The 18,241-nt window shown below is 63.0% G+C and carries 17 protein-coding genes; 11 read left to right on the top strand and 6 right to left on the bottom strand.

The features are described from left to right. Nucleotides 1–65 precede the first annotated feature (65 nt). The 6 genes from pgeF (at nt 66) to NKK50_RS09010 (ending at nt 5,457) form a co-directional block, all read left to right on the top strand. Complete coding sequence (pgeF, locus tag NKK50_RS09035; protein WP_023705898.1) at nt 66–860, top strand: peptidoglycan editing factor PgeF; 795 nt, start codon at nt 66–68, stop codon at nt 858–860. Next, the gene (locus tag NKK50_RS09030; RefSeq protein ID WP_023833514.1) at nt 860–2,011 is read left to right on the top strand and encodes a M24 family metallopeptidase; all 1,152 of its coding nucleotides are present in this window, start codon (nt 860–862) and stop codon (nt 2,009–2,011) included. The genes pgeF and NKK50_RS09030 overlap by 1 nt, the downstream gene beginning before the upstream one ends. 55 nt (nt 2,012–2,066) lie before the next feature. Continuing rightward, nucleotides 2,067–2,654, top strand: coding sequence for a hypothetical protein (locus NKK50_RS09025; protein ID WP_023737819.1), 588 nt, complete (start codon nt 2,067–2,069; stop codon nt 2,652–2,654). A 141-nt stretch (nt 2,655–2,795) separates the two neighbouring features. Next, nucleotides 2,796–3,731, top strand: a complete 936-nt coding sequence (locus tag NKK50_RS09020; RefSeq protein WP_023686119.1) for a ribose-phosphate pyrophosphokinase — start codon at nt 2,796–2,798, stop codon at nt 3,729–3,731. Nucleotides 3,732–3,823: 92 nt separating this feature from the next. After that, nucleotides 3,824–4,339, top strand: a complete 516-nt coding sequence (locus NKK50_RS09015; protein WP_023833515.1) for a hypothetical protein — start codon at nt 3,824–3,826, stop codon at nt 4,337–4,339. A 146-nt stretch (nt 4,340–4,485) separates the two neighbouring features. Further along, nucleotides 4,486–5,457: a Bug family tripartite tricarboxylate transporter substrate binding protein gene (locus NKK50_RS09010; RefSeq protein ID WP_023833516.1), complete on the top strand. Its 972-nt coding sequence runs from the start codon at nt 4,486–4,488 to the stop codon at nt 5,455–5,457. A 35-nt stretch (nt 5,458–5,492) separates the two neighbouring features. On the opposite strand, the gene NKK50_RS09005 is transcribed toward NKK50_RS09010, so the two are convergent. Next, nucleotides 5,493–6,365 (bottom strand): AraC family transcriptional regulator, encoded by an 873-nt coding sequence (locus NKK50_RS09005; protein ID WP_023686122.1) that lies wholly within the window; start codon nt 6,363–6,365, stop codon nt 5,493–5,495. Between the two features lie 203 nt (nt 6,366–6,568). Between NKK50_RS09005 and NKK50_RS09000 the strand changes: the two genes are divergently transcribed. Then, nucleotides 6,569–7,813, top strand: a complete 1,245-nt coding sequence (locus NKK50_RS09000; protein ID WP_023833517.1) for an MFS transporter — start codon at nt 6,569–6,571, stop codon at nt 7,811–7,813. A 141-nt stretch (nt 7,814–7,954) separates the two neighbouring features. Then, nucleotides 7,955–8,869, top strand: coding sequence for an alpha/beta fold hydrolase (locus tag NKK50_RS08995; protein WP_023744300.1), 915 nt, complete (start codon nt 7,955–7,957; stop codon nt 8,867–8,869). A 98-nt stretch (nt 8,870–8,967) separates the two neighbouring features. On the opposite strand, the gene NKK50_RS08990 is transcribed toward NKK50_RS08995, so the two are convergent. Continuing rightward, nucleotides 8,968–9,810, bottom strand: coding sequence for an alpha/beta fold hydrolase (locus NKK50_RS08990; protein WP_502896481.1), 843 nt, complete (start codon nt 9,808–9,810; stop codon nt 8,968–8,970). A 150-nt stretch (nt 9,811–9,960) separates the two neighbouring features. On the opposite strand from NKK50_RS08990, the gene NKK50_RS08985 reads away from it, so the two are divergent. Continuing rightward, complete coding sequence (locus NKK50_RS08985) at nt 9,961–10,392, top strand: MarR family winged helix-turn-helix transcriptional regulator (protein ID WP_023744298.1); 432 nt, start codon at nt 9,961–9,963, stop codon at nt 10,390–10,392. A gap of 22 nt (nt 10,393–10,414) precedes the next feature. On the opposite strand, the gene NKK50_RS08980 is transcribed toward NKK50_RS08985, so the two are convergent. The 4 genes from NKK50_RS08980 to NKK50_RS08965 form a co-directional block, all read right to left on the bottom strand. Next, on the bottom strand, nt 10,415–11,176 hold the full coding sequence (locus tag NKK50_RS08980; protein WP_023744297.1) for a glutamine amidotransferase: 762 nt from the start codon (nt 11,174–11,176) through the stop codon (nt 10,415–10,417). A gap of 79 nt (nt 11,177–11,255) precedes the next feature. After that, nucleotides 11,256–12,257, bottom strand: a complete 1,002-nt coding sequence (locus NKK50_RS08975; RefSeq protein ID WP_031203833.1) for a rhamnose ABC transporter substrate-binding protein — start codon at nt 12,255–12,257, stop codon at nt 11,256–11,258. A 46-nt stretch (nt 12,258–12,303) separates the two neighbouring features. Beyond that, nucleotides 12,304–13,293 (bottom strand): ABC transporter permease, encoded by a 990-nt coding sequence (locus NKK50_RS08970; protein WP_023670040.1) that lies wholly within the window; start codon nt 13,291–13,293, stop codon nt 12,304–12,306. Further along, nucleotides 13,290–15,851, bottom strand: coding sequence for an ATP-binding cassette domain-containing protein (locus NKK50_RS08965; RefSeq protein WP_352499790.1), 2,562 nt, complete (start codon nt 15,849–15,851; stop codon nt 13,290–13,292). Before NKK50_RS08965 ends, NKK50_RS08970 begins: the two co-directional genes overlap by 4 nt. Nucleotides 15,852–16,037: 186 nt before the next feature. Here NKK50_RS08965 and NKK50_RS08960 point away from each other — a divergent pair, with 186 nt between their 5' ends. Continuing rightward, nucleotides 16,038–17,324, top strand: a complete 1,287-nt coding sequence (locus NKK50_RS08960) for an ROK family transcriptional regulator (RefSeq protein WP_023744294.1) — start codon at nt 16,038–16,040, stop codon at nt 17,322–17,324. A 265-nt stretch (nt 17,325–17,589) separates the two neighbouring features. Further along, the gene (locus NKK50_RS08955; RefSeq protein ID WP_023686131.1) at nt 17,590–18,234 is read left to right on the top strand and encodes a 50S ribosomal protein L25/general stress protein Ctc; all 645 of its coding nucleotides are present in this window, start codon (nt 17,590–17,592) and stop codon (nt 18,232–18,234) included. Nucleotides 18,235–18,241 lie beyond the last annotated feature (7 nt).

The raw sequence follows: 18,241 nt of genomic DNA, 5'->3' as shown, positions 1-18,241 counted from the left end.
CTGTCGCAATCACTCGGCCGAACTTCGCCTTGACGAAAACGCCGGCGCGGACAACAAACCCATCCATGCTGAATCAGACCAAACCGGATCCTGTTCGCTCGCCGCTGCTGGAAGCGGCCAAGCCGCGAGGTATCCGCCATGGCTATTTCACCCGTATCGGCGGCGTCTCCGGCGGCATCTATCAGGGACTTAACATCGGCACCGGCTCGGATGACGATCAGATGCTGGTCGCCGAGAACCGCCGCCGCGTCGCTGCCTGGATGGGTGTGCCGGCCAGCCATCTCCTGACCGCGCATCAGGTCCACTCGCCCGATGTCGTTATTGCCAGGGAACCCTTTCCCGGCCCGCGGCCCAAGGCCGACGCCATCGTCACCGACCGGCCGGGCATCGCCATCGGCGCCTCGACGGCCGATTGCGGCCCGGTGCTGTTCGCCGATGCGCAAGCGCGCATCATTGGCGCTGCACACGCCGGCTGGAAGGGTGCTTTCACCGGTGTGCTTGAAAACACCATTGCCGCGATGGAAAGCCTCGGCGCCCGCCGTGAGCGCATCATTGCGGTTCTCGGTCCTTCGATCGGCCCCGACAATTACGAGGTCGGGCCGGAATTCGTCGCCCGTTTCGTCGAAGCCGATGCCGAAAACATCGGCTATTTCGCGCCTTCGGCCAATCCGGCGCATGCAATGTTCGATCTCAACCTCTATACGGTCGACCGGCTGAAGAAAGCTGGCGTGACCGCCGAGGGGCTTGGCCGCTGCACCTATGCCGAGGAGGATCTCTTCTTTTCCTACCGGCGCGCGACGCATCGCAAGGAACCGGACTACGGTCGGCAGGTTTCGGCAATTGTTTTGGAGAACGGATAATGGCGCTGCATTTCGAACGGTCGGAATTTGACGCCCGGCGTGACCGGTTGATGATCGAGATGACGGAAAAGAAGCTCGATGCTGTACTGCTTTTCGCCCAGGAGAGCATGTACTGGCTAACCGGCTACGACACGTTCGGCTTCTGTTTCTTCCAGTGCCTGGTTGTGAAGGCTGACGGCTCGATGGTGCTGCTCACCCGCTCGGCCGATTTGCGCCAGGCGCGCCACACCTCGATCATCGGCAACATCGTGCTGTGGACCGACCGCGACGGCGCCAACCCGGCGATCGACCTGCGCAACCTGCTCAACGACCTCAATCTCCTCGGCGCCCGCATCGGCGTCGAATACGACACCCATGGCCTGACCGCCTTCAACGGCCGCCGCGTCGACGAGCAGCTGCAGACCTTCGGCCAGATCGCCGACGCCTCCGGTATTGTCGGCCGTCTGCGCCTGTTCAAGAGCCCGGCTGAAATCGCCAAGGCCGAAAAGGCCGCCAACCTTTCCGACGACGCGCTCGACGCGGCCCTGCCGCTGATCAAGCAGGGCGGCGACGAAGCGCTGATCCTTGCCGCCATGCAGGGCGCGGTGTTTGCCGGCGGCGGCGACTATCCGGCCAATGAATTCATCATCGGCTCGGGCATCGACGCGCTGCTCTGCCGCTACAAGGCCGGGCGCCGCAAGCTGACCAAGAACGATCAGCTGACGCTCGAATGGGCCGGCGTGTTCCATCACTATCACGCGCCGATGATGCGCACCGTGCTGACCGGCAAGGCGTCGAAGCGCCATCAGGAGCTGTTCGACGCCGCCCGCGCGGCTCTTCTGGCGGTCGAGAAGGCGATGACGCCCGGCAACACCTTCGGCGACGTCTTCGACGCGCATGCCCGCACGCTGGAGGCGCACAGCCTGACCAAGCATCGGTTGAACGCCTGCGGCTATTCCGTCGGCGCCCGCTTCACCCCGTCCTGGATGGATATGCCGATGTTCTACCAGGGCAATCCCGAGCCGATCGCGCCCAACATGACATTGTTCGCGCACATGATCATCATGGACTCCGAAACCGAGACGGCGATGACGCTTGGCCGCACCTACCTGACCACCGAATCCCAGCCGAAGCCGCTTTCACGCCATGATCTCGACTTGATCGTACAGTGAATCCATAATGGTTGGTCCACGCGGGGGCGTTCGCGACTAAGGAGTTTTCGGGCAGATGAGACGATCGCATGTGACGACCGTGTCATTGCTCGCAGCGCTTGTGCTGGCCGCTTGCACCAACGCCAAGGACGTCCTTGAGCCGTCCGCCATCACGCCGCCGGCAGCCTCGGCTCAGCCCTTGGCTGCCCCGGGCATTGCGCCCGCCGCCACACCAGCGCCGGCCGTCGGCGCCACGACACCCGCCAACCCCGCGCAGAGCGCCGCCGCTTTGTCGAAGACCCGGCTGCAGATCGCGCCGATCGTCGGCGCCTCGGTGGAAGCGGCAACGCCGCTGACGGCCGAACTGCAGACACGCGCCAAGCAGCGCGGCATCACCCTTGCCGGCAGCGCCGACCAAGCCGCCACCCATGTGCTGAAGGGCTACTTCTCGACGATGACGGAAGGCAAGGACACCACCGTTATCTATGTCTGGGACGTCTATGACCCCGCCGGCAACCGGCTACACCGCATCAATGGCCAGCAGAAGGCGCCCTCGGTCAATGCCGCCGAAGGCTGGCCCGCGGTTGCACCCGCTACCATGCAGGCGATCGCCGACCAGACGATCGACCAGTTCGCGGCCTGGCTCGGCGGCAGCGCCGGCTGATCCGCCTGTTACCGGCTTCCGTTCACTGTTGACGTTTTTGAGATTAGCCGGCGGATTCCCGTCAACGAGGCTTGCAATACCGGCACGGCTCGCTACAAGCCCGATTAAGAGGACCTCCCCATCCTTCGCCAGGAACGGTGCATGAAGCTTTTCGCGGGCAATTCCAACCGGGTGCTGGCCGAAGCGGTCGCCCGCTATCTCAATGTCCCGCTGGGCAAGGCCAGCGTCAGACGCTTCGCCGATCAGGAAATCTTCGTCGAAATCCAGGAAAACGTGCGCGGCGAGGATGTCTTCATCCTGCAGTCGACCTCGTTCCCGACCAACGATCATCTGATGGAACTGCTCATCATGATCGATGCCTTCATGCGCTCCTCGGCCAAGCGCATCACCGCGGTCATCCCCTATTTCGGTTACGCCAGGCAGGATCGCCGGGCCTCGGGCCGCACACCGATCTCGGCCAAGCTGGTCGCCAACATGATCACCCGCGCTGGCGTCGACCGCGTTTTGACGCTCGACCTCCATGCCGGCCAGATCCAGGGTTTTTTCGACATTCCGACCGACAATCTGTTCTCGGTGCCGGTGATGGCCCGCGACGTGAAGGCAAAATACAAACAGCTTGCCAATGTCGTCGTCGTCTCGCCCGATATTGGCGGCGTGGTGCGCGCCCGCGCGCTCGCCAAACGCTTCGACGCACAACTGGCCATCGTCGACAAGCGCCGCGAACGTCCCGGTGAATCCGAAGTGATGAACATCATCGGCGCGGTCGCCGGCAAGGATTGCCTGCTGATCGACGACATCGTCGATTCCGGCGGCACGCTGTGCAACGCCGCCGATGCGCTGCTCGCCAACGGCGCTACCAGCGTCACCGCCTATATCACCCACGGCGTGCTGTCGGGCGGTGCGGTCGCCCGGATCAGCGGCTCGAAGCTGCAGGAACTGGTGATCACCGATTCCATCCAGCCGACGCAAGGCGTGCTCGACGCCCCGAATATCCGCGTCATCTCCATCGCCGACCTGATGGGCGAGGCGATTTCGCGCACAGCGACCGAAGAGTCCGTGTCGAGCCTGTTCGATTAATCCATGTTGCCCAAAAGCGTGCCCACGGGCCTGGCTCGGGGGTAATCTCGTTTTTGGAATCTGCCCCAAACCGTCGTGAAAGGAGCCAGCTGATGCGCAATCAAATCAAGGCTGCAGGCATCGCAGGAATGCTTCTCGCAATCGGCATCGCCAGCGCGGCCTATGCGCCGACAATCGCTCCGGTTTCGACCGCGCAGGCGCAAACGGAATATCTTCCCACCGAAAAGGATTTCATCGGCAAATGGAGCATCGCAGGGTCCGCAATCCGGCCACCGCGTGATCTGAAAGAGCCGGCGAAGCCCGACCAGGAAGCGGCTGCGACCGAATTTCAGCAGACTGTGACCGCCTTTTATGGCGCCTTCGACTATCTGGAGATCACGGCGGACGGCCGCTACAATTTTCACCAACCGGGTGACCCGGCATCGGGGCCTTGCGTCTGGTGCGGGACATGGTCGTTCAAGAACGATTCCCTGTGGCTCGAACTGGACACGGCGCCCAGGCTCGACATCTACGCCGAGGGCGGCGACATGCAGATGACCTACACGGCCGAGCCTGAAGAGACGTCACGATACAAATGGCTTGTTTTCAGCTGGACCAAGGCTGATTGAACTGAGGGGTGAGGCGTTCTCGCGCACGCCAACCGAAGCATCGGTGTCAAGCCCGATCTCCTGAGGCGGGCAGTCAGTCCATGGTTGCATTGTGCGAGGAGTTCACCATGGCCATACTGCCCCTCCAATCAACGGAGGAGTAGCAGATGCGGCGTAGGACTTTGCTCGGGCTCGCGGTTTCCATCGCAGCCACCCTTTCAGCACCGGCGGCCTGGGCCGCCGATTTTCCGGACCGGACCATCACCATGGTTGTCCCCTTTTCTGCCGGTGGCTCGACGGATCTGGTCGCGCGCCTGGTCGCCAACAAGATGTCCGAAAAGCTGGGCCAGCAGATTGTCGTCGAAAATGTCGGCGGCGCCGGGGGCAGCATCGGCGCTGCCCAGGTCGCCCGAGCCGAACCGGACGGCTACACGATCCTGATGGGCACGGTCGCAACCCACGCGCTCAACCCGCTGATCCTGAAGACAAAGCCCTACGATGCGGAGAAGGATTTTGCGCCGATATCGTTGCTCGTGCTGGTGCCAAACGTCCTGGTTGTGAACCCTGAATTCCCTGCCAAGAACGTCAAGGAACTGATCGAGATGCTGAAGAAGGATCCGGACAAATATGCCTACGCCTCATCAGGCAATGGCACCCCGCTGCATCTCTCCGGCGAGCTTTTCAAGACGATGGCCGGCGTCAGTATGCAGCACATTCCCTACAAGGGCGCCGGACCGGCCTTGAACGACGTTATCGGCAATCAGGTGCCGATGATGTTCGACAACCTCCCCTCTTCATCGGGCCATATCAAGAGCGGGACGCTGAGAGCGCTTGGCGTCACCACCAAGGAGCGCGTTCCCTCCTTCCCCGACATACCGGCCATTGCCGAAACCATTCCCCGCTATGAAACCTACAGCTGGAACGCTCTGTTCGCGCCCGCAGGCACGCCGCCGGAGGTCGTCGCCGTTCTTGAGAAGGCGGCAGTTGAAGCCCTGAAAGACCCTGATGTGATCGCCCGCATGGCCCAGTTCAGCGCCTCGATCGTGGCCTCCACCCCGGAAGAGCTTGGAGCGCATGTGAAGGCCGAACTCGCCAAATGGGAACCGATCGTCAAGGCCAGCGGCGTTCAGCTGGACTAGGGCCTACGACAAAGTGCTGCGGGCTTTTCCTGGCGCTACGGCGCCGGGGCCTCAAGTCGAGGCTGAGCCCGCCGCATGCCTTCGTCGCGGGCGCCGCGCATATAGCCGCGCGGCGAGGCCCCGAGCATGCGCTTGAACATGGTTATGAATGCCGGCACGCTGTCATAACCGAGGTCGAGCGCCACCCTGGTGATCGGCTCGCCATCGGCGAGCCTGGGAAGTGCCGCAAACAGGCAGGCCTGCTGGCGCCAAGTCGACAAGGACAATCCGGTCTGGCGCTGGAAGGCGCGGGTGAACGAACGGCGGCTCATGCCTGCGGCATCCGCCCACTCGTCGATCGTGGCGTGCGGCGAAGGTGCCGCGACAAAGCGTCGGCAGAGCGCCGCCAGCTTCGGGTCGGACGGGAACGGCAGCCCGAGCGGCCGTTCCGGCAAGGTCGGGATCTCGTGCAGCAACAGGTTCATGATCAGCCCGCCGCGGCCTTCCAGTTCGCCACCTTGCGGCAGCTTTTCCGATTCTACGATCAGGCTGTGCATCAGCTCGGTGACGCCGACGACACGCAAGCCTTCCGGCAGGCCGGGGATAGCGCCCGGCATGACATAGACCGAGCGCATCGAGACGTCGCCCAGCATTTCGACAGAATGCTCGGTGCCGGCCGGTATCCACATTGCGTGGTCGGGCGGCACCATCCAGCGCCCGTACCTGGTCGTCACCAGCACGACACCGACCAGCGCATGCAGCAGCTGGCTGCGGCTGTGGCGGTGTTGCGGCACGAGGTAACCGTCCGGATATTCGGTCGGCAAAGCCACCGCTGGCCCGGAAACCTCCTCCAGCCACTGCCAGCGGCTTTCGTGCAATCGGCCGAGATCGGCATTGCCGGCGCGGAAGATGTCCCTGCCATGTGGCATCGGCTATGGCCCACTTGCGAAACTATTGGACCAAACCACGAAAGAAGTCGCCTCGCAAGCGGCTTATAAGGCAGCCATCCCCAAGGCGCTCCGCAGGGGCGTCGCCCAAGCGCTTCAGACGAGCGTCCTTAAGGCGGTCCGCGGGAGCGGCCGCCAAGCCTGCCCGCGGGCAAACACCCGCCAAAAAGACCTCGGAGCCTGCCTTGACCGATACGACAGCCACCAGCATTGCACCGCAGCCAAGCGCCAGCCTCCCTTCAGCCCAGGCGACCGCCTTCACCGTCATTCTGGCGGTGAGCTTTTGCCACGGCATCAACGACATCATGCAATCGCTGCTGCCGGCGATCTATCCGCTACTGAAAGAGAATTACGGTCTCGATTTCTGGCAGATCGGTCTTTTGACCTTCACCTTCCAGGTCACGGCGTCGCTGCTGCAGCCGGTCATCGGCATGATCACCGACAAGCGGCCAATGCCCTATTCACTGCCCTACGGCATGGCGTCCTCGCTGCTTGGCCTGATCGTTCTGGCCTATGCCGGCCACTATGCGCTGCTTCTGGTCGGCGCCTCGCTGATCGGCATCGGCTCGGCGATCTTCCATCCGGAATCCTCGCGCATTGCCCGCTTTGCCTCCGGCGGCCGCTTTGGCCTGGCGCAATCTTTGTTCCAGGTCGGCGGCAATTTCGGCCAGTCGATGGGGCCGCTGCTCGCTGCCTTCATCGTTGTGCCCTTCGGCCAGACCAGCATTTCATGGTTCGCCGTCGGGTCTCTGATCGGCATCATCGTTTTGTCGCGGGTCGGCGGCTGGTACAGCCGGATGCGCGCCGCGCAGGGCAATCGCAAGGCGGCAAGCTTCGTCTCCCCCTTCCCGCGCAAGAAGGTGATGGGAGCGCTGGCGGTGCTGACGCTGCTGGTGCTGACCAAGAACGCCTACATCGCCTCTCTCTCCAGCTACTACACCTTTTATTCCATCCATAAGTTCGGCGTGTCGGTGCAGATGAGCCAGGTCATGCTGTTCCTGTTCCTCGGCGCCTCGGCGCTGGGCATCCTGCTCGGCGGACCGTTCGGCGACCGCTACGGCCAGAAGGCGATGATCTGGTTCTCGATCGTCGGCGTGCTGCCGTTCACGCTGGCGCTGCCCTACGCCAATTTCGAATGGACGATGGTGCTGACGGTGCTGATCGGCCTGATCCTGTCCTCGGCCTTCTCCAACATCGTCGTGTTTGCGCAGGAGTTGGTGCCGGGACGTGTCGGCACCATCGCCGGGATCTTCTTCGGCTTCGCCTTCGGCATGGGCGGCATTGCAGCCGCCGTGCTCGGCGTCGTCGCCGACATGAAGGGCATCGATTTCGTCTTCCAGATCTGCTCGTATCTGCCGCTGCTCGGCCTGCTGACGGTGTTCCTGCCCAACATGAAGGAAGCCAGGAAGGCGCAAGCGGCGGCCAGATAAAACCGGTCGATTTTGCGGATTTGACGCAGGGCGCGGCATTGCTGCGCCCTCTGTGATTCTTTCACCATGCGCTGGTTGAAAAGCCTGCTAGAGATAGTCATCAACGAAGGCTTGGGGCCTTCGACGTCTCTGGGGGATGACATGCGCAAGATCGTATTAGCCGTATTGGGTGTGCTTCTTGTTACCTTGCCGGCGACGGCACGCATCGTTCCCTTTCCGCCGGGTTTCAAGACGCAGTCCGTCGAAACCAACGGCACCAAACTCTATGTGCGCGTTGGCGGCAAGGGTCCCGCCGTCGTGCTGCTGCACGGCTTTGCCGATACCGGAGACATGTGGGGCGCCGCGGCCATCGCCCTCGCAAAGGACCACACCGTCATCGTGCCGGACCTGCGCGGCATGGGTCTGTCGGCCCACCCGGAAGCGGGCTACGCCAAGAAGAACCAGGCCGTCGACATCGCCGGCGTGTTGGATGCCCTGAAGATCGACAAGGCAGATCTCGTCACCCACGACATCGGCAACATGGTCGGCTATGCGCTCGCCGCTCAGTATCCCAAGCGCATCACCAAATGGGTTATCATCGACGCGCCGCTGCCCGGCATAGGCGACTGGGAAAAGATCAAGCAAAGCCCGCTGCTTTGGCACTTCAACTTCCGCGGCCCTGATATGGAGCGGCTGGTCGCGGGGCGCGAGCGCATCTATCTCGACCGCTTCTACAACGAGCTGTCGGCTGACCCCAAGAAGATCGACGAGGCGACGCGCAGGCACTACGCCAAACTCTATGCCCGCCCGCATGCGATGCATGACGCTTTCGAGCAGTTCAAGGCGTTTGACCAGGACGCGATCGACAACCAGGCGATGCTTGCCGCCGGCGGCAAACTGACCATGCCGGTGCTGGCTGTCGGCGGTGAAAAATCCGCTGGCACTACGCAGGCCGATGTCCTGCGGGTTGTTGCGACCGATGTCACGGGCGGCATCGTGCCCGCTTCCGGACACTGGATCATGGAGGAAAACCCCGACGACACCGTCAAACTGATCACTGGTTTTCTCGATAAATAGGCACCGTCTCGCTGACATTTCGATGAAAGCAAAGGCACCCGCCCGGCGGCGGGTGCCTTGCTTATCCGACTGGACGATGTCTATTCAACTGAACGGTTCTACGCCTTGAAGAAGGCCAGGAGGTCGGCATTGATGACATCGGCATGGGTCGTCGCCATGCCGTGCGGGAAGCCCTTGTAGACCTTGAGCTCGCCCTTTTTGAGCAGCTTGACAGCCAGCAGCGCGGAGTCGGCGATCGGAACGATCTGGTCGTCGTCGCCATGCATCACCAGCACCGGCACGTCGATGGCCTTCAGATCGTCGGTGAAGTCGGTTTCCGAGAACGCCTTGATGCAATCGTAATGCGCCTTGGTGCCGCCCATCATGCCCTGGCGCCACCAATTCTCGACGACAGCCTGCGACACCTGGGCGCCGGGGCGGTTGAAGCCGTAGAACGGGCCGGCCGCGACATCGTGGAAAAACTGGGCGCGGTTGGCTGCCTGGGCGGAGCGCAAACCGTCGAAAACCTCGATCGGCAGGCCGCCGGGATTGGCCGCCGTCTTCAGCATGATCGGCGGCACCGCGCCGAGCAATGCGGCCTTGGCGACACGGCCGCCGGAGCCGTACTTCGCGACATAGCGGGCCACTTCGCCGCCACCGGTAGAATGACCGACATGGATAGCGTCCTTGAGGTCGAGATGCGCCGCAATTTCCGCGACATCGGCGGCATAAGTATCCATCTCGTTGCCGGTATCGGTCTGGGTCGAGCGGCCATGGCCGCGCCGGTCATGGGCAATGACGCGGTACCCCTTGGACAGGAAGAACAGCATCTGGGCGTCCCAGTCGTCGCTGCTCAGCGGCCAGCCGTGATGGAAGACGATGGGTTGTCCCGTTCCCCAATCCTTGTAGAAAATTTCGGTGCCGTCCTTGGTGGTGATCGTGCTGCTGCCGGCCTTGGTCATCTCGCTCTCCATTGATTGCTTCCGCGATAATCAATATCGCGATAACTATATGACTAGCGCAGGTCCAAATCCTTGTCTACAGAAAATATATATCGCGATATCATTTTTCGTGGTACATATTGATGTGCTCAGTCGGCAAAGGAATGCCTCGTGCCTCTCCCGTTGGACAACCAGATCTGTTTTTCGCTTTACGCCACCAGCATGGCAATCAACCGCACCTACAAGCCCATGCTGGACGAGATGGGCATCACCTATCCGCAATATCTCGTGCTGAACGCACTTGCCGAAGCCGGCGGGATGTCGGTCGGCTCGATTGCGCACAGACTCGCTTTGGAATCGAGCACCATCACGCCGCTGGTGAAGCGCATGGAACAGGCCGGTCTCGTCACCCGCCAGCGCAGCCAGACGGACGAGCGCCAAGTGCAGGTCGACCTGACGCCTGCCGGCCGCGCGCTGCTCGTCCAGTGCAACTGCCTCAACGAAACCCTGATCGAACGCTCGGGCATGACGATGGCTGATCTCGATGCCTTGAATCGGCGGATCCAGGCGCTGCGCGAAGCGTTGAGCAGCAAGCCGGACTAGCTGCCCTACAAACACGCCAGACTTAATCCTTGCCGGCCAGCCAGCGCACGACGTTGCCCATCAGCTTGCCGTAGAGCGGCCATCCCAAAAAGTCCTGCGACAGCCAGTGTGGGCCGATGTCGGTCGCCCACGCGACGGTGCGGCCGTGGCCAACGCTGCGAGCAGCAAGCAGCGGCCAGTCCGTGCCACGATAATGGCAGGTCGCCAGCAGCTGGGACGAGCCATCGCGCCTGAAATCGAGTTTGTTCATGCCGAGGATCGGCGGCAACGGGCCCGCGACACCGGCAAGGATTGGATGCGACGCCTGAAGGATCGACGGCTGCAGGCCTTGCGGCACTTCCAGCCCGTCCGAGAATGGCAGGCAGCGCACGGGCAGGATGTCCTCGACCGGGGTGTCGTGGAAACGCGCCGTGCCGAACATGCCCTGGAACCCCATATAGCCGCCGGCCAGCATCAGCCCGCCACCGCCTTCGACATAGGCCTTGAGGACGTCGAGGCGGTTGGCGCCGATGCGCCCGGCGCGGGCCTCCGGCGTGACCAGCAAGGTCAGCGCGCCGACATCGGAGATCACCACCGCCTGGTATTCGGCCAGCGCGTCGAGGTCATACGGAAATTCGGCCGCGCAGCGATCGCCACCGATCTGCGTCACCGCTATGCCCTCTGCGGCAAGTGCGGCATTGAAGGCCGTCGCGCCGTTTACCCACGTCGCACTCGTCAGCACATCGCCGCCGGCGGCAACCGAGGTCGTCGCCGCGAAGGTCTCGCCTGCCAGCAAGAGTTTCATCGTCGCCCTCACGCTTTTCGACTGACAATTGAACGAGCGGGCGCCGGCTTGAACCGGCGCCCGCCGGGCCTTGGGAGGCTTAGAACTTAAACTCGGCCAGGTTTTCCGGCGTCACGATCTTGGCCGGGCCAAGGATCAGTTCGCCGCTGGCCCCGATCGTGTATTCGCCGAGCCTGCCCGCCGTGAACTTCTCACCTTCCTTGCCGGTGATCTTGCACTGCGCCAGCGCCTGGGCCGCCTGATAGGTCAGGTAGCCGAGATCGGTGACATTCCACCAGATATCCTGGGCAGAGCCATCCTTGATGTATTTCGAAATCAAAGTGGCCGGCGCAAGGCCGGTCAGCTTGACCTTGCCGATCATGCCGGCTTCCTCGAGTGCGCGCGCGGCCGCCGGAAGGCCAATGCCTGCCGGCACGATGATCACCTTGAGATCCGGAAACGCCTGCACCAGCGCCAAGGCCTGCTGCTGGTTGACCTGCTCGCTCTCCTCGCCATAGGCGACCTGCACCAGTTTCATCTTGGCGTATTTCGGCTCTGCCGCCATCTTCGCCTTCATGAAGTCGATCCAGGCGTTCTGGTTGGTCGCCGTCGGCGTCGACGACAGGATGGCGAACTCGCCTTCGCCGCCGCTGAGGTTGAATGCGCTTTCCAGCATCATTTCGGCCAGACTGTCGCCCTTCACCTGGTTCACGAACACCGCGCGCGCATCGGCCGCGACGTCGGAATCGTACGAGATCACCCGGACGCCTTGCTGAACGGCGCGCTTCAGCGCAGGCGCAACCGCATTGGCGTCGTTGCCGGCGATAGCGATGACCCCGACCTTCTGCGACACAAGGCTGTTGATGAATTCGATCTGTGCCTCGGCCGTCGCTTGCGACGGGGCAACCTGGGTGGCGGTGCCGCCAATTTCCTTCGCAGCCTCCTCGGCGCCGCCGAAAGCCACCTTGAAGTAGGGATCGGTGTCGAGCTTGGGCAGGAAGCCGACGGTCACCGGTTCCTTGGCGCATTCCTGGCTGTAGGCCAGCGAGGCCGGCGCAAGCAGAACCGCGGATGCGAGCAGGGCTATTCTAAACGCTTTCATTGTGTCTCCTCCGTCAGAATTCGGGCTTGAAGAAAGGGGCCCGAGATCACCCCTTGGTTTCGCGCAGGACGCGCGATCTTGACAGCCGCTCCTCCAGGGAGCGCCAGTAATTGCCGACCAGCAGCGAGCCGATCAGAAGCAGGCCGATGATCATGCCTTGAGCGTCGCCGCCGATCTGGTTGAGCGCCAGCACATTTCGGATGATGGCGATCAACAGCAGCGCCAGCATGACCCCCGTGAGCCGCCCCTTACCACCGAAGACGCTGACGCCGCCGAGCAGCACGATGGTGATGACATCGAGCTCCATGCCGAGCGCATTGTTGGCGCGGGCGTTGGAGAGGCGCGCGGTATAGACGATGCCGGCGATGGCTGCGACCATGCCCGAAACGACGAACAGCTTCAGCACCATTTTGCGCGTATCGATGCCGGAATAACGCGCCACTTCGGGGCTGCCGCCGAGCGCATAGATGCGCTTGCCGGTCGGCGTCTTCTGCAGCACCACCGCGAAGATCGGCGCCAGCAGCAGGAACGGCACGATGGTCCACGGGATTTGTGTGCCCGGCAGATTGCTGATGCCGAAATCGACGACCGCCGGCGGCAATATGTTGACCGAACCGGTGCCGAGCAGGATGTAGCCAATGCCCCGATAGAGCGCCATGGTGCCGAGCGTCACCACCAGCGACTGCAGCCCCAGCCCTGAAACCAGATAGCCATTGAAGGCGCCGAGCAGGCCGCCGAAGACCAGCGTCAGCGGAATGGCCGCCAGCGTCGGCACGCCGCCCTGGACGAGCAGGCCAAACACCACGGATGTCAGCGCCAGCACCGAGGCGATCGACAGGTCGATCTCGCGGGTGATGATGAGCAGCGTCATCGGCAGGATCAGCAACGCCTTTTCCGAGGCGCTTGCGGCCAATTGCGAGAGGTTGAAGCCGGAGACGAAATTCGGCACGAAGACCGCCGCATAGATAAAGACGGCGAGGCAGGCGGTCGCCAGCAGCAGATCCCAGAAGTCGATCGAGCGGATAAACTTTCTCATCTCGCCCTCGCCTGTCTCGCCTGTTCGGCGCGCCGCACGATGAAGGTGTCGATGCCGATGGCAACCAGGATCACCAGGCCATAGACGCCCTGCAGCCAGAGCGGATCGACGCGCACCAGCGTCAGCCCGTTCTTGATGACCAAGAGCGTGAGCGCGCCAAGGATGATGCCGAGCAGCGTGCCCGAGCCGCCGCGGATGGCGACGCCGCCGACCACCGCAGAGGCGATCACCGTGAGTTCGAAGCCGAGCGCGACGCGGGCATCGATGGTGGCGTAGCGCGAAGCCCACAGGGCGCCGCACAGGCCGCCTAGCAGGCCGGCCATGCCGAAGGCCAGCAGGATGCGCCGGTCGACCGGAATGCCGATCAGCCTTGCGCCGTCCGGGTTGGAACCGGTGGCAAACAGCTCGCGCCCGGTTGCGGTGCGATAGAGCAGCACATAGCCGGCGCACAGGATGACAATAGCGATGATGACGATCAGCGGCACGCCTGCGATCTTCAGCCCGGTCATGTCGAGCCAGGCTTGCGTGACTTCGTCGGCGCTGACCTGGTCGCCCGCCGCCCAGATCGAGTTGAAACCGCGGAAGATCGACATCGAAGCCAGCGTAACGACGATGGCCGGGATCTTTCCCCTGGTAACGACAAGGCCGTTGAGCAGTCCGGCAAAGCCGCCGACCGCGCAGGCGGTGATCAGGCCGATGCCGATGTCCAATCCGGGATAGGCCTGAACCATGCTGGCCGCCATATAGGCGGAGAGGCCGATCACAGCTGCGATCGACAGGTCGATGTTGCGGGTGATCAGCACCAGCATCTGCGCCAGTGCGGCGACAATCAGCAAGGCCGCGTCCATCGACACAGCGGTGAGGTTCGCCGCGCTCACCATGCGCGGGTTGATGATGGTGACCGGAATGGCGACGGCGAGCATCGCCGCAAGCAGGCCGAATTCCCGCCGCTTCAGAAAATCGAACGGTCCTTTTGCCTTTTCCTCCTCGGCGGCGCGTTCTATCTGCGCTGCCTGGCCGGCGCGTTCATCGGTCCTGGTCGCCGCTTCCAGTACCTTTTCCTGCGTGGCTTGTCCGCGCGAAAACTCAGCAGTCTGGCGGCCTTCGCGCAGCACGATAATGCGGTCGCACATGCCGATCAGCTCGGGCATCTCTGACGAGATCAGCACGATCGCCATGCCTTGCGCGGCAAGGTCAGCGATCATTGCATGCACTTCCGCCTTGGTGCCGACATCGATGCCTTGCGTCGGCTCGTCGAGGATGAGCACGCGCGGCTCGGTGCGCAGCCATTTGGCCAGCACCACCTTCTGCTGGTTGCCGCCGGATAACTCTTTCACCGGCTGCCCGTAGCCGGAAAAGCGCAGCTTCATGCGCTTCAGCCAGTCCGCCACCAGACCGATGGCGCGGTCGGTGCCGTAGAGACCGCGTTGTGCGGCCTTGTCGAGAACAGGTAGCACCGCATTGTCGAGGATGGAGAAATCCATCACCAGGCTCTGGCCCATGCGATCTTCCGACACATAGGCGATGCGCGCATCCATGGCGTCGCGCGCCGAGGCGAACTGCACGGGCTTGCGGTCGATCAGGATTTCGCCGGCCTCGGGCCGGTCGATACCGAACAGCACGCGCGCAATCTCGGTGCGTCCGCTGCCGACCAGACCGCCAAGGCCGAGCACCTCACCTGCGTGAAGCTTGAGGTCGATGCCGGTAAAGCCGCCGGCGCGCGAAAGTCCCTTCCCCTCCAGCACCAGCGCGCCTGAGGCATGGCGCCGTTCGGGATAGAGGTCGGTGACTTCGCGGCCGACCATCATGCTGATGGCGGCAGCGCGGCCAAGCTCGGCTTTCGGCTTGACGCCGATCAGGCGCCCGTCACGCAGCACCGCGATGCGGTCGGCGATGCGGAAGATTTCATCCATGCGGTGGCCGACGAACATCATCGCCACGCCGTGCAGCCTGAGATCGGCAACGACGGAAAACAGCCGCTCGACCTCGCGTTGCGACAATGCGGCCGTGGGTTCGTCCATGATCAGCACGCGGGCATCCAGCGACAGCGCGCGGGCGATCTCGACCAGTTGTTGTTCAGAGGTACGCAGTGTTCCCAGCCGCGTTGCCGCCGGCACATCGAGCCCGACGGTGGCCAGCACCTTGCGGGCGCCGGCCAGCATGGCGGCATTGTCGATGCCGCCAAAGCGGTCGCGCGGCATGTGGCCGAGATAGATGTTCTCCGCCACCGACAGATCGGGAAACAGGCCAGGATGCTGGTGCATGACCGCAATGCCGGCCGCCTGCGCGTCATGCGGCGAATGGAAGACGGCTGATTTGCCGTCAACCTCGACATGACCGCTGGTGGGAGAATGCACACCGGCCAGAAGCTTCACGCAGGTGCTCTTGCCGGCGCCGTTTTCGCCAAGCAGCGCCAGCACCTCGCCGGAGCGCAATTCGAAGGAGGCGTCCTTGAGCGCAATCGTGCCGCCGAAAGCCTTCGTCGCCTGAACCAGGGCAACAGGAACAGCCCGCACCACCGCAGCGTCGGCTTCGCTTTGTGTGCCCGAGTGCAGCACGTCTCCTCCCTGACTAGTTATTTTTTCAATTTGCTATATTAAATAGCGCAAAGGCGCAACGGCAAAATTGACTTCCATGGTTCCGACGCGCACTGTCGCCTCTCGCACAGGCATCGCAGGATGCTTCGGCCGAAGGTGGTTTCGGCCTCTTGCGGTAAGACGGCGACATTTGAGGAGACGTGGGTTTTGTCAGGGAAAGGCAGCAATTCTGTCAAAGTTCGCCACTACAACGAGCGTTTCGTGCTCGACGCCATCCGTCGCCTCAAGGAAGCCTCCAAGTCCGATCTGGCGCGCGCAGCAAGCCTGACGCCGGCGGCGGTCGCTGCGATCGTCGACGGCCTGGAATCCTCCGGTTTCGTAAAGCAAGTGGGAAAAAGGTTCGGACAACGCGGATCGCCCTCCACGCTGTACCGGCTGACACCGGAACGCATCTACAGCGTCGGCATCAAGATCGGCCGGCGTGCGCTGGAAGCCGTTCTGGTCGACTTCGCCGGTGAAATCCGAGCAAGAGAGTCGCACGAATACCGCTTCCCCGATCCTGATCTGGTGCTGAAGGCCGGCAACATGGCGCTGGCCACCTTCGAAAAGCTGGTGGATGGGCTTGGCGATGCCAGCATCGTCGGCGTCGGCATTGCCTCACCCTATTTCCTCGGCGGCTGGAGCGAGGAACTCGGCTTTCCCGACGATCTCGGCAGCCGCTGGGAAGCGATCGACCTGACGACTTGCTTTGCCACGCCGGCGAAGACGCCGGTGTTCGTGGAAAACGACGCCACGTCGGCGGCGCTGGCCGAACTTGTCCAGGGCGCCGGCGCCCGCTTCCGCGATTTCATGCACATCTCGATCGACACTTTTGTCGGCGGCGGCCTGGTGCAAGGCGGCAGGGTCCACACCGGGCCGCATGGCAACAGCGCTGCCCTCGGACCCTTGCCCGTCTCGCCCTCAAGCCTCGATTCGGTGGCGGCGAAGCCTGCGCGCTACCAGAGCCTACTGCATCGCGCCTCGATCTATGTGCTGGTCAATCACCTGAGGTCGCGCGGCGTGGTGATCAATCGTGTGCGGGAACTCGATCCGTTGCCAGCCGAAGCGCGCGTGCCGCTGTTCGAATGGATCGACGATTGTGCGAGCGCGCTGGTCGAGGCGATCATCGCCATCACCTCCATCATCGACATCGAGGCCATCGTTCTCGACTCGATCCTGCCCAGGCCGATCCATCTCGAACTGCTGGCAAGGGTGCAGGCCCAGTTCAACCAGGCCAGCGCAATCGGCATCGTCGCGCCGGAGATCGTGTCGGGGCAATTCGGCCCTGAGGCCTCCTCGATCGGCGCTGCCATGCTTCCGTTCTCGGCGCTGCTGGCGCCCGACAGCGGCGTGCTCATGATCGGCAAGGACCGGACGAAACTGCTGAGCGCTCTGTCCACGCTCGGTGGCGCCAAGGGAAACGGATCAAATCCGCCCACCGACCTGCCGGCCTGAGCGCAATGCGGCGCGCCCAACGCAGGCATCGGCCGCCCTTGCCCGCCATGGCTTGCACGCCTGCCCGCCTTCCGCTATAGAGCCGCCACCCGCGTAGACACCCTTGGAGGCAACGCGGCGGAAGGCTGCCTTCCCTTGTGATCCCGAACAAAGCTCCGCGTATGCGGTTTCTGGCATTCGGACATCCAGGCCTGGCGGCTTTCGACGTTTACGGTCCAGGCACACTGCCACCGCAAACGCTCCATAAAACGCGAAAGGAAATGCCATGAGCCACGATACTTACGAGCTCAAGGCCGAAGCGCGCGAACAGGTCGGTAAGGGGTCCGCCCGTGCAGTTCGCCGCAACGGTAAAGTGCCTGCAGTTATCTACGGCGACAGACAGCCTCCCCTGGCGATTGCGCTGAACTATAAGGACGTCTTCTACAAAATCCATGGCGGCGGGTTTTTGACCACGATCGCCACGATCGATGTCGACGGCAAGAAAATCCAGGTTCTGCCCAAGGATTTCCAGCTCGACCCCGTCAAGGATTTCCCGGTCCATGTCGACTTCCTGCGCATCGGCAAGGACACCGAGGTCAACGTCGACGTGCCTGTCCACTTCATCAATGAAGACAAGTCGCCCGGCATCAAGCGCGGCGGCGTGCTCAACATCGTGCGTCACGAAGTCGAGTTCCACTGCCCGGCCAATGCGATCCCGGAATTCATCACCGTCGATCTCACCGGCGCCGACATTGGCGATTCGATCCACATCTCGGCGGTTACCTTGCCGGCCGGCGTCAAGCCGGTGATCTCCGATCGCGACTTCACCATCGCGACCATTGCCGGCTCCTCGGCGATGAAGCCGGAGACGGAAGAGACGGCGGAAGCGGCAGCCCCCGAAGCGGCGGCTCCTGCTGCCGAAGAGAAGTAATTTTCGG

Origin of the sequence: Mesorhizobium sp. M0001, assembly GCF_040324255.1 — a bacterium.
GTDB lineage: Bacteria > Pseudomonadota > Alphaproteobacteria > Rhizobiales > Rhizobiaceae > Mesorhizobium.
Note: the sequence above shows the minus strand (reverse complement) of the source record. Positions and strands in the feature narration are given on the sequence as shown.

Excerpts from the sequence above, each read along its gene's own strand:
- NKK50_RS09005 (WP_023686122.1), bottom strand. The coding sequence starts at position 6,365 with ATGCCACATGGCAGGGACATCTTCCGCGCCGGCAATGCCGATCTCGGC.
- NKK50_RS09015 (WP_023833515.1), top strand. The coding sequence starts at position 3,824 with ATGCGCAATCAAATCAAGGCTGCAGGCATCGCAGGAATGCTTCTCGCA.
- NKK50_RS08995 (WP_023744300.1), top strand. The coding sequence starts at position 7,955 with ATGCGCAAGATCGTATTAGCCGTATTGGGTGTGCTTCTTGTTACCTTG.
- NKK50_RS09010 (WP_023833516.1), top strand. The coding sequence starts at position 4,486 with ATGCGGCGTAGGACTTTGCTCGGGCTCGCGGTTTCCATCGCAGCCACC.
- pgeF (WP_023705898.1), top strand. The coding sequence starts at position 66 with ATGCTGAATCAGACCAAACCGGATCCTGTTCGCTCGCCGCTGCTGGAA.
- NKK50_RS08980 (WP_023744297.1), bottom strand. The coding sequence starts at position 11,176 with ATGAAACTCTTGCTGGCAGGCGAGACCTTCGCGGCGACGACCTCGGTT.
- NKK50_RS09020 (WP_023686119.1), top strand. The coding sequence starts at position 2,796 with ATGAAGCTTTTCGCGGGCAATTCCAACCGGGTGCTGGCCGAAGCGGTC.
- NKK50_RS09030 (WP_023833514.1), top strand. The coding sequence starts at position 860 with ATGGCGCTGCATTTCGAACGGTCGGAATTTGACGCCCGGCGTGACCGG.
- NKK50_RS08955 (WP_023686131.1), top strand. The coding sequence starts at position 17,590 with ATGAGCCACGATACTTACGAGCTCAAGGCCGAAGCGCGCGAACAGGTC.
- NKK50_RS08975 (WP_031203833.1), bottom strand. The coding sequence starts at position 12,257 with ATGAAAGCGTTTAGAATAGCCCTGCTCGCATCCGCGGTTCTGCTTGCG.
- NKK50_RS08970 (WP_023670040.1), bottom strand. The coding sequence starts at position 13,293 with ATGAGAAAGTTTATCCGCTCGATCGACTTCTGGGATCTGCTGCTGGCG.
- NKK50_RS09025 (WP_023737819.1), top strand. The coding sequence starts at position 2,067 with ATGAGACGATCGCATGTGACGACCGTGTCATTGCTCGCAGCGCTTGTG.
- NKK50_RS08990 (WP_502896481.1), bottom strand. The coding sequence starts at position 9,810 with ATGACCAAGGCCGGCAGCAGCACGATCACCACCAAGGACGGCACCGAA.